This is a genomic window from Embleya sp. NPDC127516 (assembly GCF_044765325.1).
Lineage (GTDB): Bacteria > Actinomycetota > Actinomycetes > Streptomycetales > Streptomycetaceae > Embleya.
This window is the reverse complement of the sequence record NZ_JBIWJT010000014.1, coordinates 1-14,841: the sequence shown is the minus strand read 5'-3', so window position 1 is coordinate 14,841 and position 14,841 is coordinate 1. Positions and strand designations below refer to the sequence as shown.

Annotated in this window: 13 protein-coding genes and 1 pseudogene; 12 read left to right on the top strand and 2 right to left on the bottom strand. The window is 70.6% G+C overall.

The window, feature by feature from the left end; genetic code table 11:
• The first annotated feature begins 19 nt into the window (after positions 1–19).
• The 5 genes from ACIRL2_RS26465 (at position 20) to ACIRL2_RS26445 (ending at position 4,688) form a co-directional block, all read left to right on the top strand.
• Positions 20–253, top strand: a complete 234-nt coding sequence (locus tag ACIRL2_RS26465; RefSeq protein WP_402234962.1) for a hypothetical protein — start codon at positions 20–22, stop codon at positions 251–253.
• Between the two features lie 237 nt (positions 254–490).
• A complete protein-coding gene (locus tag ACIRL2_RS26460; RefSeq protein ID WP_402234961.1) occupies positions 491–1,117 on the top strand; it encodes an FAD-dependent monooxygenase in 627 nt (208 codons plus the stop codon).
• Between the two features lie 1,433 nt (positions 1,118–2,550).
• Complete coding sequence (locus tag ACIRL2_RS26455; RefSeq protein ID WP_402234958.1) at positions 2,551–2,910, top strand: hypothetical protein; 360 nt, start codon at positions 2,551–2,553, stop codon at positions 2,908–2,910.
• A 587-nt stretch (positions 2,911–3,497) separates the two neighbouring features.
• Positions 3,498–4,028, top strand: coding sequence for a hypothetical protein (locus ACIRL2_RS26450; RefSeq protein ID WP_395861711.1), 531 nt, complete (start codon positions 3,498–3,500; stop codon positions 4,026–4,028).
• A gap of 504 nt (positions 4,029–4,532) precedes the next feature.
• Positions 4,533–4,688, top strand: coding sequence for a hypothetical protein (locus ACIRL2_RS26445; RefSeq protein WP_395861713.1), 156 nt, complete (start codon positions 4,533–4,535; stop codon positions 4,686–4,688).
• 608 nt (positions 4,689–5,296) lie between these two features.
• Here the strand turns inward: ACIRL2_RS26445 and ACIRL2_RS26440 are convergent.
• Positions 5,297–6,559 carry an epoxide hydrolase family protein gene (locus ACIRL2_RS26440; protein WP_402234954.1) on the bottom strand — a complete coding sequence of 421 codons (1,263 nt, stop codon included), beginning with the start codon at positions 6,557–6,559 and terminating at the stop codon, positions 5,297–5,299.
• Positions 6,560–6,622: 63 nt separating this feature from the next.
• Between ACIRL2_RS26440 and ACIRL2_RS26435 the strand changes: the two genes are divergently transcribed.
• Entirely contained in the window at positions 6,623–7,579 is a 957-nt protein-coding gene (locus ACIRL2_RS26435) for a helix-turn-helix transcriptional regulator (RefSeq protein WP_395861717.1), read from the top strand.
• A 108-nt stretch (positions 7,580–7,687) separates the two neighbouring features.
• Positions 7,688–8,308: pseudogene (locus ACIRL2_RS26430) on the top strand (ATP-binding cassette domain-containing protein); the annotation flags it as partial.
• Positions 8,309–8,514: 206 nt separating this feature from the next.
• Here ACIRL2_RS26430 and ACIRL2_RS26425 read toward each other — a convergent pair.
• Positions 8,515–9,141 carry a helix-turn-helix domain-containing protein gene (locus ACIRL2_RS26425; RefSeq protein WP_402234951.1) on the bottom strand — a complete coding sequence of 209 codons (627 nt, stop codon included), beginning with the start codon at positions 9,139–9,141 and terminating at the stop codon, positions 8,515–8,517.
• 38 nt (positions 9,142–9,179) lie between these two features.
• Here ACIRL2_RS26425 and ACIRL2_RS26420 point away from each other — a divergent pair, with 38 nt between their 5' ends.
• The 5 genes from ACIRL2_RS26420 to ACIRL2_RS26400 all read left to right on the top strand — a co-directional run.
• Positions 9,180–10,451 carry an MFS transporter gene (locus tag ACIRL2_RS26420; protein ID WP_402234948.1) on the top strand — a complete coding sequence of 424 codons (1,272 nt, stop codon included), beginning with the start codon at positions 9,180–9,182 and terminating at the stop codon, positions 10,449–10,451.
• Between the two features lie 328 nt (positions 10,452–10,779).
• Positions 10,780–10,992, top strand: a complete 213-nt coding sequence (locus ACIRL2_RS26415; RefSeq protein WP_402234946.1) for a hypothetical protein — start codon at positions 10,780–10,782, stop codon at positions 10,990–10,992.
• Positions 10,993–10,994: 2 nt separating this feature from the next.
• Positions 10,995–11,366: a fic family toxin-antitoxin system, toxin component gene (locus tag ACIRL2_RS26410; protein ID WP_402234944.1), complete on the top strand. Its 372-nt coding sequence runs from the start codon at positions 10,995–10,997 to the stop codon at positions 11,364–11,366.
• A gap of 908 nt (positions 11,367–12,274) precedes the next feature.
• The gene (locus ACIRL2_RS26405; RefSeq protein ID WP_402234941.1) at positions 12,275–13,306 is read left to right on the top strand and encodes a Gfo/Idh/MocA family protein; all 1,032 of its coding nucleotides are present in this window, start codon (positions 12,275–12,277) and stop codon (positions 13,304–13,306) included.
• 865 nt (positions 13,307–14,171) lie between these two features.
• On the top strand, positions 14,172–14,841 hold a 670-nt coding region (locus tag ACIRL2_RS26400), incomplete at its 3' end, for a ThuA domain-containing protein (protein WP_402234939.1).

Here is a 14,841-nt window from a genome sequence, read left to right as displayed (position 1 = left end):
TGACGGGAGACGGGGTATCGTGGCTGACTTCGAGGGCCGTCTGGTGGCCATGCTCGCCGAGCTCCGCGCGACCGAGGGAATCGCGGTGCACGACGCAGGCGAGGGAACCCTCGCCATGTGGCTCACGGGACCGGACCACGCGCTTGACGTGATTCGGAAGGCCGCCGGTGTCCACCTTGCGCCGTTCATGGCCGACAATTTCCACAAGCTCCGGGCCCGATGGGACGCACACCTCCGGGACCGCAACGAGTAGCGCCCCCTGGTGCGTTGCGCGCAGATCTGGCGAAGTCTCGGGAGGCGGCCCGGCTGACAGGCTGGTTTACGCCACTCTGGGTCGATGTGAGTCTCATCGGAGTGGGCGTTTCTCATCGATGTCTGCCGTGACCGATGAGTTTCGTGCGGATCCGTGGTCGATACGGCTGGATACACCGACGGCGATGGGCCTGTGCCGGGAACGTGCCGGCGCGGGCGAAAGCACATGGAGGCAGTGATGAGCGTCGACGACTCCGACCAGGGGTACGCGATCCGGACGGGCGGGCAGGGGACGCGGGCGGGCGGTCCCAGGGTGTTGGTGGCGGGGGCGAGCATCGCGGGACCCGCGCTGGCCCACTGGCTGCGCCGGCGGGGGGCCGAGGTGACCGTGGTGGAGCGGGCTCCCGAGCTGCGTCCGGGCGGGCAGGCGGTGGACGCGCGGGGGGTCGCCAGGGAGGTCATCGGGCGCATGGGGTTGGCCGCGGCGGTGCGCGCGGCGTGCACTGACACCGCGGGCGCGCACACCGTGGACGCGGACGGGCGGGTGCTGGAGACCTTCGATGCCGACGACGACGGTGGCGACGGGTTCATCGCGGACATCGAGATCCTGCGCGGGGACCTGTCCAGGGTGCTCTACGACGACACCCGCGACGGCGTCGAGTACGTCTTCGGCGACCGAATCGCCGATCTTGCCCAGGACGCGGACGGAATGGTTCACGGAGCTGGTCGGGCGCGCGATCAACGGCGTCGAACTGCCCGACTACGCGGGGGTGCCGGACTCCGCAGCCCCGACCGGATCGGCGATCACCACGTCTGCCAAACCGTAGGCGTCACACACGTGTCCAGAGGGACCACGCTTCGGTAGGAAACCGCCGGACGACCTCCGCTCAGTGCCGGCAGGTGTGTGCGTGGAACCCGGTTGGCCGGGCGCCCGGTGGTCCGCATCGGAGCAGGCTGCGGCAGCAACGTTGTCACCGGCGTTGCTGCGGGCTCGGGCTCCGGTGCGGGTTCGGGCAGCAGGGCACGGTGCTGGATCACGGTCTTCTCGACGGCCTCGGCGAGGTTCTTCCAGAGGAGGTAGCGGTCGGCGACGTGGATCGCGTCAGGCGCGCCCAGACGTCCGGCCTCGCCGAATGAAGCCGAGCCCGCCCCCCCGACGAGGTCCAGGACGTCATCCCGCACCACACCCCATATGGCCACTACCGACCCCGGCAGCATGGCCTACAGGGGCGGCGGTTGAGCCAACGCCGGTGAGCCGCCGGGGCATCGGCGCCGGGCCGTAGCACCCGGCGACCCGGTCCATGAACGACCACTTCGTCGGGCCCCGCCCGGAGCGACCCGAAGCCCCTCGCCACCACACCCCTCGAATCTCACTGCGAACCTCACACCCACCGAACGCGAACACCCCCTCTCGACACCGCGGTTCACCACCACATGCACGCGGCACGCGGAACCCGACGCGTGGCGCAAGAGGGCCGGAAGCGGGCCCGTGGCTCCCTCCACAAAACGGTGCAGGACGGCTGGAGCCTGCTCCGTTGCTTCACGCTTCACCTGTCCCTTTCGGGGAGTTCCGGGACTCGGCGGTTCGTCGGGCAGAATCGGCGGTGGTACCGGGCGGCCGGGCTGGTTCCCGTCCCTGTCTGGCGCCGAAGTGATCACCCATAACGGTCGGCTCCTTCGCAGCGGTCGACACCACTCGAGCGGAGCAAACGCTCCGGCGGCGCGGATACCGTTCGTGACGTACCCGTGCACGGTGGGACCGCGCCGTGGAGGAAGACGGAATCCCCCACGGTGCGAGCGGAGGCGCGCAGCGGAGCACCGGTCGTGCCCGGCGTGCTCGGCCGCGTTGGCATGATGGGGCGGATCCGCCCTGGGATGCTCCGCCAAGCGCAAGCGCGCATCGATGCCACACAGGCGGATCGTCTCGAGACGACAAAGCACTGAGCCGAGTCCCCGATAGTCCCTCCGCTGCGCCGCCACGATCCTCGGGCCGGCGGACTGGCCTGAACCCGTTCCCCATGGGTTGTCGTGATGCCGGGCCGCGGTCTGGAATGCCTGCTCCCGGGGCCTCGGGCCTGAGCCAGGCCGAGTTCGACAACCTCAGCGCCACCGGCTGCCGGGCCCCTTTTCGATGGCGACACCCCCGCCGAGCCTGACGGGGCTCCGGACCGAGCATCGACAACTCGTTCCGCCGGCCCACCGGCTTGGCCTGACCGGGCCTGTTGTTCTCGGCAGGTCCGTGGTGGCGGGAGTGAGGGTCGGATGGTTCTGGTTGACTGGGCGGTGGAGGAGGAGACCATGACCGCTGAGCATGCCGAGTGGGGCGACGAGCCGCTGATTCCGATGCCGCCGTTGAAGATCCGGGCGCTTCGGGAGGCGGTGGCCGTGTTGAGCCCCACCTACCTGCCCGAGTTCCAGCAGGAGGAGGACGAGGCGCTGGACTGGGTCGCCGAGAACCTCCAGCCGAACGCGGTCCGGCTGTTCCTGCGCAAATGGGCCGTGTTCGTGGCGATGGAGCGCCGCCCCGCCCTCGCGCGGCGTCTGCGCGAGTTGGAGCGCGTCGTGGCGCGGTCGCACGATCCCGAGGAGATCCGGACCGCGGGGACCGAGATCGCCCGCCTGCGCGCCGAGGCGCACCGCGAGATCGCCGGTGGGTGACTGGTCCTGGGAATGGCTGCCCAGCCTGGAAGAGGTTGCCGCGGGTTTGCCGTCCGAGGTGCTGTCCGCCGTCGAGAAGGCGGCCGCGGACCTGGCCACGGTCAACTCCCTGGTCTACTCGACGGTGTCGACTTCCAGGGCACCGGCCCGGGCATTCGCACCCACAGCGACTCGGCCCGCAACCTTTTCTTCGAATACCTCACCGTCCCCCGCCAGGAATGCATCTCCATCACCCAGGTCACCTGGCTCGGACTCTGACACCGCCTTCTGTAGTCGTGGCCGCCGCCCCGGCCAACTCCGCTACCGACGCGGCTACTGCACCTCGTGCGCCGGCCATCGTCGGAGGAGGTCGGGCCATCGGGCTGCCCGCTGCGAAGGCGGACGTGTCCTCGCCGCCGGCGAGGCGTACGCCCACTGACGGCGCCCCATGCGACTGGGCCGTTCGGGTGGTGGTCGGTCGTAGGGGGCCCGCAGCATCGGGGCGGCGTTCCAGGATGGTGGTGGCCGCCGACCCGGTGGCCGGGGTGTCGGCAACATGCCCGTTGCGTGATGGGCTCGCCCCCGATTGCTTCGAGGAGTTCGATCCCATGCGTGCACGCTTGATCGCCGTCGTCGCCGCCGCGGTCGCGGCCGTCGCGACACTCGCTCCGCCCGCCCAGGCCGCGCCGCTCGGCGACGGTACATACCGGTTTCCGGCCCTCAGGGACGGCAAGTGCCTGATCTGGTACAAGCCGGTTACGAGTCCCGGCACGGTGTCACTGGGCGCCTGTACGGAGACCGCCTCCACCTCGCCCGACTGGCAGGTGCGCCGGCGACCCAACGGCACGATGGACATCTCCAAGGCCGGTTCCGACCCCCGCAGGTGCATGAAGGTCAACGACAACCACAGGCTGGCGGTCAACGACAACTGCGACGCCGACAGGTACGCCGACTGGACCGTGTCCTACGGCACCGACAAGCCCGGCGGCATCGTGTACGCCGACATCGAACACACCCCGCACGACCAGTCCCCTTCGTGGGGGAAGGTCGTGGACTTGCCCGACGTCACCGGTCGCATCGTCGTGCAAGCGGCCCCCATCGAGCCCCACTACTGGGGCCTGCAACAGGTCGGCGGCTGACCCGACCCCCGGTCGGTGTCGATGACGCGCCCGGCGCGGACGTTCGCCGCGTCCGTCCTTCGGCGACTTCGACGGCGGTCGTGACGGCATGGTTCGACCAGCCCGCCCGCACGACGTGAGCACGCCCCACACCGGTCCCTACGGGGCGGGCGCGGGTGGCATGCGCACGGGCGGCCTCGGGTTCTCGTGATCCGCCCGAGTCGTTCGCGTCCGGGCGCGGGTGAAGCCGGACCCACGAGGTGGGTCCGGCTTCCGATGGTGCGCAATGTGGCCGGTGGCGGTCGGCCGTTCGCGCAGGGCACGCGGCGTGTCACGTCGGACACGCCGGGGACCACCGCCGAGTGGCGGGCCCGTTCCGGAGAGGCCGAACGGCGGCGGTCCGCCTCGTTGTTCGGTCCTCGCACGTTCCGTGGAAAACGGGGTAGACGCCGGTCGTGTCGACGGAACGACCCGGCGGCGCGCTCGGATTGCGGTCCGGTGACCGCCTGCGCGAAGGGGATGGGCATGGGTTTCGATGTAGCGGCGATCGCGGGTCACGGTGCGTTGTCGGCGGGGAGCCGACCGGACGGCCCGAGTTGGTTCCCGTACGCGTTCGTGGCGCTGTGGGTGGTCCTCGCGATCATCGTGATCCCGCGCTTCCTCAAGAAGCGCAAGCGCTGACCCGAAGGGCACGCGGCCGACGCCTCGAACGGGGGGAACCGCCGCGGGCGCCGCGGCGCGGGTCGGGCCGCGACCGAACGCCGGGTGTCCGGGACGACCGGCCAGTCGTCGTGGCCGCCCGCGCTCGTCCGGCCAAGACCGGCCCGACTTCGCCGGCGGCCCCGACACGATGGACGAACGGATCCGGGCAGCCCTGCACACCATGCGCAAGCGGCCGGAAGACGACGGGGGCGCGGCCGACACCGCCCGCTCGGTGCATCTGTCGACCTCCCGGTTCGGTTCCTCCATCTCTTTTCCGAGAACGCGCGGACGAGCTTTCGCCGGTACCGGTTGTGGACGCGCATGATCCACGTCGCGGCCGCCGTGGCCAGAGGCCAGGATCTGACCACGGCTTGCCTCCGTCGGCGCCGGATTCGCGTCGCCGTCGCACTTCAGCGACAGCTTCCGCGCCATGTTCGGCCTCAAGGTCGGCAGGCTGCTGTCCTCGGGCACCGGCATCGTCGTGGTCGACCGGGACTGAATCCGGCACCGCGATCCGCATCCTGAACTCCGGGCCGATCCGAAGCGCTTCGGCACCTGCCGGCACCGGGTGACGTTCCACGACTGCCTCAGTGGAGCTTCCGGAAGAACGCGCGGACGTCGGCGACCAGAAGGTCTGGGGCCTCCATGGACAGGAAGTGGCCTCCGCGGTCGAGTTCCTTCCAGTGCACCACATTGTGGTCGCGTTCGGCCCACCGGCGGATGCTTACGTCGTGGGCGGAGACCAGGACGCCGGTCGGTACGGTGCCACGCTCGGCGGCCGGCCGGGATTCGGTGCCGCCGTCCGTCCCGTCGTCGTATTCTTCGGCCGGGTCGTCGGGTACCGCACCCCAGGAGGTGGTCTCCTTGCCCGACTCCGCCTCCCAGTCGCCGTCCCCGCTCCAGGAGTTCGCGGAGATCTCCTCGTAGTACACTTGCGCGGCCGACGCGGCGGTGCCGGTGAACCAGTAGAGCGCCACATCGGTGAGCATGCGGTCGCGATCGACGCTGTCCTCGGGCAGGCCGTCCTCCGGGTCGGTCAACTCCTTGAACTTCTCGACGATCCAAGCGAGTTGACCGACCGGCGAGTCGTTGAGGCCGTACGCGACGGTCTGCGGCCGCTTGGCGTTGCACTGCAGGTAGCCGTCGTTGAAGTCCTGCATCGCCTGCCAACGGCGCTGTTCGACGTCGGTGAGGCCCTCCGTCTCGCCCTCCAGACCGATCGGGAAGGTGATCAGGGCGTTGACGTGGATCCCGACGACGTGTTCCGCGTCCTGCTGGCCCAGTGCGGGGGCGACCCACGCGCCGGTGTCGTAGCCCTGGACCCCGTAGCGCGCGTACCCGAGGCGGGACATCAGCCCCGCCAGCACGGCGGCCATCCGGGCCGCACCCATCCCGGGTCCGGCCAGCGGCGTGGAGAAACCGAACCCCGGCAGTGACGGGACGACCAGATGGAACGCCTCGGACGGGTCACCACCGTGCGCGCGCGGGTCGGACAGCGGCCCGATGACGTCGAGGAAGTCCACCACCCCGCCCGGCCAGCCGTGCAGCAGCATCAGCGGCAGCGCGTCGGGCTCGGGCGAACGCACGTGCAGGAAATGGAGGTTCTGCCCTTCGACGGTGGTGACGAACTGCGGGTGCTCGTTGAGCGCGGCCTCCTGCGCCCGCCAGTCGTAGGACGTTCGCCAGTACTCGGCGAGCTCCTTCAGATACCCGACCGGCACTCCTCGGCTCCAGCCGACCCCGGCCACCTCGTCCGGCCAACGAGTGGCCGCCAGACGCGCGTTCAGATCGTCGAGGTCGGTCTGCGGGACGTTGATGCGGAAGGGGCGTACGCCCTCTGTCGTCGTCATGCCGATCACGCTACGACCCACTTGGGACGATCCTGTTCCTAAGCTTCGGGCAGTGTTGTCCTCATGTTGGAGACCTCCGCGCGACTGCTCAAACTGTTGTCGCTACTGCAGACCCACCGCCACCAGTCGGGCGCCGAACTGGCCGAACGCCTCGGGATCACCCCCCGCACGGTCCGCCGCGACGTGGAACGCCTGCGCGAACTCGGCTACCCGGTCCACGCCACCCGGGGGACCGCCGGCTACCGCCTCGGTGCCGGGGCGACGCTGCCGCCGCTCCTCCTCGACGACGACGAGGCTGTCGCGGTGGTGATCGGACTGCGCACCGCGGCGGGCGGATCCGTGGCCGGTATCGAGGAGACCTCACTGCGGGCGCTCACCAAACTGGAGCAGGTCCTGCCATCCCGGCTGCGATACCGCGTCCAAGCCCTGCACGCCGCGACGATCCGGGCCGGCGTCGCTCCCACGCCGCAAGTGTCGCCGAACACGCTGATGGCGATCGCCGACGCCTGCCGCCGGCACGAACGACTGCGCTTCGACTACGCCGGCCCACGCGGCGGCGACTCCATCCGAACCACGGAACCGCACAGCCTCGTCAACTTCGACAGGTACTGGTACCTGGTTGCCTGGGACACCGACCGCCGGGACTGGCGCACCTTCCGCGTCGACCGGCTCACCCCGCGCACGCCGATCGGACCGCGCTTCGCGCCACGGGACCCGCCCGACGGCGACGTGGCCACCTACCTCGCACATCGACTGTCCTGGCGAACCTGGCCCTGTCAGGCGACGGTCACGCTGCACGAGTCCGCCGAGACGATCCTGCGACGCATCTGGCCCGGCATGGGCGTCGTCGAACCGCTCGACGACGGCAACTGCCTGCTGCGCCTGGGCGCCGAAACCCCCCGGGACCTGGCCTGGATGATCACTTCGGTGGACGTCGACTTCACCCTCGACGAGGCGCCGTCCGAGGTCGCCGACGCGCTCCGCAGCCAGGGCGAGCGCTGCCTACGCGCGGTGCGGTAGCGACAACAGCACCTCCGGAGGGCGGTCGCCGTCGCGTGCGGGCGTCGCCGGAAGCCGAGGAGGCGATGGTCGAGGCGTGGGTCATCCGACATACCGGGTGCGCGCCAAGATGTTCGCCTCGACCTCCGAAAGCTCCCCGAAGCCGAGGTGCCGGAGGGCCGCCAGGTCGTGGCGCTGCCGGGCGTCGGGCTTCGGTCGGGCCGCGCGTGAAGCTCGACGTACGCGGTCCCGAGCGCATCGCGCTGCTCGGCCGCAACGGTGCGGGCAAGACAACGCTGCTGCGGAGCATCGCGGGGCTTACCGAGCCGCGCACCGGCGAGGTGCGGCGGGAGGTGCCGATGCGCTGCCTCCCGCAGCACCTGGACCTGTTGTTCGACGACCTGACCGTGGTGGAGAACGTCGGCCGTTTCGCGCCGGATGCGAGCGACAACGAGATCCGCGCGCGGCCTGCCCGGTTCCTCTTCGGGGACGGCGGGCCGACCAGCGGGCGGACTCGTTGTCGGGCGGCAAGCGGTTCCGGGCCACGCCGGCGGCGCTGCTGCCGGCCGAGCCCGCGCCGCGATTGCTGATGCTCGACGAGCCGACGAACAACCTCGACATGGCGAGCGTGCGGCAGTTGACGACCGCGCTGGAGTCGTACCGGGGTGCGCTGATCGTGGCGAGCCACGACGTGTCGTTCCTGCGCGGCTCGGCATCACGCGGTGGCTGAACCTCGACGGCGGGGGCTGACGGCGGTGGATCCCCGGTAGTGCGGGCCTGACGCGCGCCGTCACGCGCCGCGGCGCCCCGCCGTCCCGACCGGGACGGCGGGGCGCCGCGGCGGGCGCGTCCGCGGGTCGGCTGCCCGGGACCGGCAGGACCAGGGCGCAGGTGGGCTGCGCGTTCGCCGGATCGAGCGCGCCGAGCACCTCGCGCAGCGCGACGCCGTTCGCGGGCTACCAGGCCACGGTGCCGCCCTGGGACGCGGCGTCGCCGATCTCCCGGTAGCGGGGGTCGGACACACCCGCGTAGACCACGGTCATGGTCAACCGGGCCGGCTCGGCGCGGGTGTTGCGGTACGCGTGTGGCCGATCGCCGCGCATCCGCAGCGCGTCGCCGGGGCCGACGGCGAACGTCGCGCCGCCCACCTCGACGGTGACCGTGCCCTCGTGCACGTGCAGAAGTTCGCGCGTACCGGCCGGGTGCGCGCCTGCGGACACCTCGTCGTGGGCCGCGAGGCGCAGTTCCCACAGCTCGGTGAACGGCACGGTGGTGTCGTTGATCAGCAGGCGGAACACGCTCTCCCGGCCGCCGGGCCGGGTCGGCGCGTCGTCGCGGCGGGCCACGTGGCCCAGTTCCTCGGGCGGCTCGACCAGCCGACCGATCGGGATGCCGAGAGTGGCCGAGATCCGGGCCAGGGTGGCGATGCTCGGGTTGGTTCGGCAGGTCTCGATCTGCTGGAGCATGTTGCGGCTCACTCCGGAGCGCCCGGCGAGTTCCTCCAGCCGCCAGCCCCGGGCCTGCCGGGCGGCGCGCAGATTGGCGGCGAGGGTGGAGCCGACGGCTTCGGCGGGATCGGTCATGGCGTGATCGTGTCCTCAAGGTCCAAAATACTGTGTCTATGACACATGATAATGGTTACGGGCGAGGCGCCGGGCAAGACGCGACCGAGGTCGAGATCGGCGGAGGCCACGCCGACGTCCGGGTGCGGCGTCGGGTGTGGCGGCTGCTCGGGGTGGGGCTGGTCGACTACCTGGGCGTGGGGTTGTTCGTCGCGTTCTCCGCCGTCTACTTCACCCGGATCGTCGGCCTGTCCACCGGCGGCGTGGGCCTGGGTCTCGGGCTGGCCGGACTGATCGCCCTCGGTACGGCGGTGCCGATCGGCCGGCTTGCCGACCTCGTGGGGGTACGCAACACCCTGGTCGCCCTGCACCTGGCCCGCGCGGCCGGCACCGCCGGCTACGCGGCCGTCGGCGAGTGGTGGGGCTTCCTCGTCGCGGTCACCGTGGTCACCACGGCCGACCAGAGCGTGTCCGCGCTCACCCAGGCATTCGTGGCCGAACTCGCCGACGGCGCCGACCGGGTGCGCACCCTGGCCGCCTACCGCACGGTGGCCAACCTGGGGATCAGCCTCGGCGCCCCGCTCGGCGGCCTGGCCGTCGGCCTGGGCGACGCGGCCGCGTTCCGCGCGGTCGTGCTCGTCAACGCCGCCGCGTTCGTGCTGGTGGCCGGGCTGCTCGCGACGATTCCGGTGCCGCCGGCCCGGGGCGCGGCGACGCGAGTGTCCGGATGGGGCGCGCTGCGCGATCGGCGGGTGTGGGGGTTGGCCTCGATCGACACGCTGCTCCAACTCTGGCTGCCGGTGCTCAATCTGGGCATCCCGCTGTGGCTGACCACGCGCGGCGGGTTGTCCGCAGCCTGGCTCGGCGCGCTGTACGCGGTCAACACCGTCTTCGGCGTGGTGTGCCAGATGCCGGCCGCGCGGCTCGCGGTCTCGGTGCGGGCCGCGCGGCGCTGCCAGGTGGCGGCCGGCGCGCTGCTCGCGGCGGCGTGCGTACTGCTGTGGTCGGCCGAATGGGCCCCCGCCGCCGTGGTGTTCCCGATCGGCGTGGTGCTGCTGTCCTGCGGCGAGGTGATCGCGGTGTCCGCCGCCTGGACGTTGTCCTACGCCGTCGCGCCGGACGACCGCCGGGCCGAATACCTGGCCGCGTTCGGCATGGGTCGCTCGGTCGGACGCCACGTACTCGGCCCGGTCCTGATCACCGCACTGCTCCAGGCAGTGGGCGGCGTCGGATGGGGCGTACTGGCCGCCCTGTTCGCGAGCGCGGGCATCGGCACGCTGTTCGTCCGCCTCCCGCCCGACCGCTCGTCCGCCGACGGGCGCGAAGCCTGAGCGGCGCGTCGTGCGCACGGCCGCGCTGCGCCGGTCCTGATCAACCACCACGACCGTCTCGGGAGTACGCGAAGGAGCACGCATGGATCAGGCCCGCTTCGGGATCACCGTTCCTCGGAACGCCCCGCTCACCGAACACCCCCGCCTCGTGCCCGCCATGATCCGGGCCGGTCTCCTCATGCCGGACGGGAGCGGTTTCCACGAGGCCGGACTCGACGACGATCCGCAGGAGGAAGCAGGTGGAGCTCCGGTGTGGGATTCGGTGTCTCGCCGTTGCCCGTTTCGTCCTCGATTCCCTGTGCTGCTATCAGGTGGTAGCTTGCCGGGTATGGCGAAGACTCAGGTGAATCTCCGGTTGGAGGAGGCCGTGGCGGAGATGGCGCGCCAGGCGGCGGAGACGCGGCACATTCCGGTGAACGAGTACGTGGAACAGTTGATCCGCACGGACAACGAGCGTCTGCGCGAGACGTTCCTCGCGGGCGCGCAGGAGGTCCTGGACGGCTACGGCGATCTCTTGGACGAGATCGAGGCGCGCGGGTGAGCGTGAGCGTCGATCTGGCGTGGATCCTCGAGGTCGCCCGCCGCGCGGGGCGCGACGACCCGGCCCCGGACGACTACGGCGTGCCGGTCGCGGCCGTGGAGCGGCATCGGGCGGTGATCGCCGGACAGGACGTCTACCACGGCATCTACGCCAAGGCCGCCGCGTTGGCGCACAGTCTGGGCCGGATGCGCTGGCTGGAGCGCTCGAACCTGCGGGTGGCCGTCGCGGTGGCGCACGGCTACCTCTCGGCGTGCGGCGTGCCGGTCAAGCTCACCCAGGCCGGAGTCACCGCACTCGCCGACGAGTTGACCCGCGCCTCCTCCACCGCGGCGAGCGTCGCGGCCGTCCTCAAGTCCTGGGACACCGCCGACTGAGGCCCTGGGCCCACGTGCCTTCGGCGATGTCGGCGCGTGGGTCGGGGCCGGGAGCTACCTGCGAGAGGAGTTCCCGGGCGAGGCTTTCGGCACGGTGAACGCGGTGCCGGACGAGAGCTCGTCGCGCTGGAACGACCCCGCTCTGCGATCACGCGCGCTGTTCCGATGTGGACGTGCGCTATCCGGCATCGGTTTGCGTGGCGGGTTGTCGAGCGAAGGTCCATGCCGGGTGGTGTTCCGCGATGAGGAAGCGGAGGTGGCCGGTCCAGGCCGTGTTCGACGGACACGGCTTTGGTTCGAGTTCGGCGTTTCAGTTCGACCGCCAACTCGGGCATCGTGACTGCGATCCTCGACATGCCGGTCGACTTGCGAGCCGGTCTTGTCGAACGCCTGCCCGCCGTTGCCGCCGTCTCACAGGCTTTCGGCAGAGGGCATCGGGGCACGGGGCAGGTTCCCCGTGGTCTTCGCCCGGACGGCCGGTGGCGTCACCACGCTCACCCTGCACAGTGCGCCGTGACCGCCGCCACCGTCCGGTGCGGGTCCTGCGAGCGGGGACGCCCGGCTCGCCCGGGCGGCCTTGCCACGGCCTGACCATGGACGTCTTCGAAGTTCTGCACGTGCGCCGATCCTGATCAGCACACACAGCGGGAAGGCACTTGGGGCACGGGCGACTCCGCCGACGGCGGGCCCTCGTTCAGCAGACCGGCTCCGCCAGGTGCACCTCCTCCCATGGCTGCTGCCACACTCGATTGTTGATAAATGTTTGAATACGGGGCTCTGGGGCGGCATCATGATGGAATATGTTGGATGGGGAGTCGGTCATGCCGCCGCAGACGGGCAGGGAACTCGGGCGTGGATGCCCAGATCGACTCACCGCAACGCTCCTGACTACGCAAAGGCGCTCTTTCATGCAGTCACCCATACGTATCGGACTCGTGGGCTACGGGTTCGGTGGTCGCTTCTTCCATGCTCCGCTGATCGCCGCCGAGCAGGCCTGCGACTTCGTGGGAGTGGTCACCACTTCGCCCGAGCGCCGTGCCCAAGTGGCCGAGCGCTGGGACCGGCCGTCCTACGATTCGCTGGAGCACCTGGTGCGGGCGGGTGCCGAGGCGGTCGCCATCTCCACTCCCGCGGCAACCCATGTCCCGCTCGTGCGGCGGGCGTTGGAACTGGGATTGGCCGTGGTCTGTGACAAGCCGTTCGCCCTCGACGCGGCCTCCGCGCGTGCCACCGTCGAACTCGCGGAAAAACTCGGCCGTCCCCTGACGGTGTATCAGAATCGGCGATGGGACTCCGACTTCCTCACCCTGCGCGCACTCCTCGAGCGCGGTCGGCTCGGCACGTTGGTGCGGTACGAGTCCCGCTTCGAGCGCTTCGCCCTCGGGCAGGCGGTGCCCCTCGCGGGCGGTGGCACGCTCCTGGACTTCGGCAGCCACCTCGTCGACCAGGCTCTGGTGCTCTCCGGGCCGGTCGCGAGCGTGTACGCGGAGATGCATCGGCGCGACGACACCAAGGGGCTCGACGACGACGTCTTCGTGGCCCTCACCCACCGCAACGGGGTGCGCTCCCACCTCTGGGGCAGTTGGCGACAGGGCGCCCCGGGCCCCAGGATGCGTGCCACCGGAAGCACGGGCACCTTCGTCGTCGACCGCGTCGACGGCCAGGAGCAGGCACTGCTCGCAGGCACGACTCCCCAATCCGAAGGGGACCGCTGGGGTCGAGAGCCCGAGCAACACCGGGGCCACGTGCGGCGCGGGGACGTCATCGAGCCTGCTTTCCCCGAGCGCGGCAGATGGGATCTGTTCTACGCCGGTTTCGCCGCCGCCGTCCGTGGGGCGGGCCCCGTGCCCGTCGACCCCTGGGACGCCGTGGCCACCGCCACCGTCCTGGATGCCGCCCTGAGCAGTGCCCGCGAGGGCCGAGTGGTTCAACTGTCCTGAGATTCCCCTGGGTTGACACCCGGGCCGGAAGCCGGATTGGCCCACGCCCACGGACCAGGGCGGCGACCCGCCTCGTCCTTCGATCAACAAAGTTTGTACTTCAGATGGAAGAAGTATGAATCTTTGTGTGAAAAGTCTTTCGATCGAAGACGAAAGATACTAGATTTTTGGCGGACGCCGGCCATGCAGGCCGGGCGAGGGGAGGCCGTCTTTGCTCAGCAACTTCGACCATTCGGCGCTCACAGTCGGCGTGACCGGCGACCCGTTCACGGTCGAACATGCTCCGAGACACAACGCAACGCGAGGTTGGGTCGGTCCCGGGGGAGGATCCCGACAATGGTGCCCCTGCCGATCGTTGCGCCCGCTTGCGACCTGATCGCGGAGGGAAGCCTCGGCGAACGTCCCGGTTCGGTCACCAAGCCCGAATGACCCTGAGCGTCGGGGCCGTCGGCGGGTGGCTGTCCGTCCGAGACGGGCACCTGCTTGCCGCGGCAGGTCGCGCCGCCAGGGCAACTCCGTGTGAACACACGGGCGCCCGCCCACGCGCAGGCGTCGTAGAGCCCGCCCGGAAACTCGGCCCCGCATTGGTCTCGCGCTCGTCGTGGCGCACCTCCTCGGTCGGGTCCTCATACACGCTCGACAATCGCATCGCGTTCCATCGACAGCCTCGCGTCGCCGGCCTCGTTCGAGGCGCGCCTTCGTCCGACCAGGCGTGGTGTGTCGGCCTTGGTACGGCCGGGCGCTCGGCCCGGTCGCACCAATGGCCACCAACCACCCGCACCCTCGCAGCAATCCTCGTACCGACTCGCCTGCCCGCGATCCGCGCGGCGCGGGCGACACACCCCTGCGCTCACAAGGAGAATCCATGCGCACGACAGGTCCGCCCGCCACCCGGCGAATCCTCCGCTCGATAGGTGGCGTCATCGCTCTGGTGCTGGCCGTGTTAACCCTGAGCCCGATGCAACCGGCGCTGGCGCACAGCGAGTTCCGGGTCCTCCTGTTCACCGGGACCGCCGGCTTCGCGCACGACTCGATCCCCGCCGGCGTCGCGATGTTCCAGGAGGAGGCCGAGGCCAACCACTACGAGGTCGTCCAGTCCGCCGACCCGGTCGTCTTCGAAGACGCGAATCTGGCCGGGTTCGACGCGCTCGTGATGCTCCAGAACTCGGGCATGGTCTGGGAGACCCGGGCTCAGCGCGAAGCCCTCGAACGGTTCGTGCACTCCGGCAGAGGAGTTGTAGCCGTGCACGCCGCGCTGGACATGGGCATCGAGGACCAATACCCCTGGTGGGACAACCTCATCAACGGCGGTGCCCACATGCCGGGGCACCCTCCCGGCATCCACCAGGGCACCGCCGAGGTCGCCGACCGTGTGCATCCTTCGACCAAGGATCTGCCGGAGCGCTGGTCCCGCAGCGAGGAGTGGTACAACTTCGACAGGAACCCCCGGGGCAATGTGCACGTCCTGGTGACGGCGGACGAGAGCACCTACGACCCGGGCCCGTCCAGGATGGGCGCCGACCACCCGATCTCGT

Coding starts and splice junctions, on each gene's coding strand:
- ACIRL2_RS26420 (WP_402234948.1), top strand. CDS start 9,180: ATGACACATGATAATGGTTACGGGCGAGGCGCCGGGCAAGACGCGACC.
- ACIRL2_RS26445 (WP_395861713.1), top strand. CDS start 4,533: ATGGGTTTCGATGTAGCGGCGATCGCGGGTCACGGTGCGTTGTCGGCG.
- ACIRL2_RS26415 (WP_402234946.1), top strand. CDS start 10,780: ATGGCGAAGACTCAGGTGAATCTCCGGTTGGAGGAGGCCGTGGCGGAG.
- ACIRL2_RS26405 (WP_402234941.1), top strand. CDS start 12,275: ATGCAGTCACCCATACGTATCGGACTCGTGGGCTACGGGTTCGGTGGT.
- ACIRL2_RS26435 (WP_395861717.1), top strand. CDS start 6,623: ATGTTGGAGACCTCCGCGCGACTGCTCAAACTGTTGTCGCTACTGCAG.
- ACIRL2_RS26440 (WP_402234954.1), bottom strand. CDS start 6,559: ATGACGACGACAGAGGGCGTACGCCCCTTCCGCATCAACGTCCCGCAG.
- ACIRL2_RS26425 (WP_402234951.1), bottom strand. CDS start 9,141: ATGACCGATCCCGCCGAAGCCGTCGGCTCCACCCTCGCCGCCAATCTG.
- ACIRL2_RS26460 (WP_402234961.1), top strand. CDS start 491: ATGAGCGTCGACGACTCCGACCAGGGGTACGCGATCCGGACGGGCGGG.
- ACIRL2_RS26450 (WP_395861711.1), top strand. CDS start 3,498: ATGCGTGCACGCTTGATCGCCGTCGTCGCCGCCGCGGTCGCGGCCGTC.
- ACIRL2_RS26455 (WP_402234958.1), top strand. CDS start 2,551: ATGACCGCTGAGCATGCCGAGTGGGGCGACGAGCCGCTGATTCCGATG.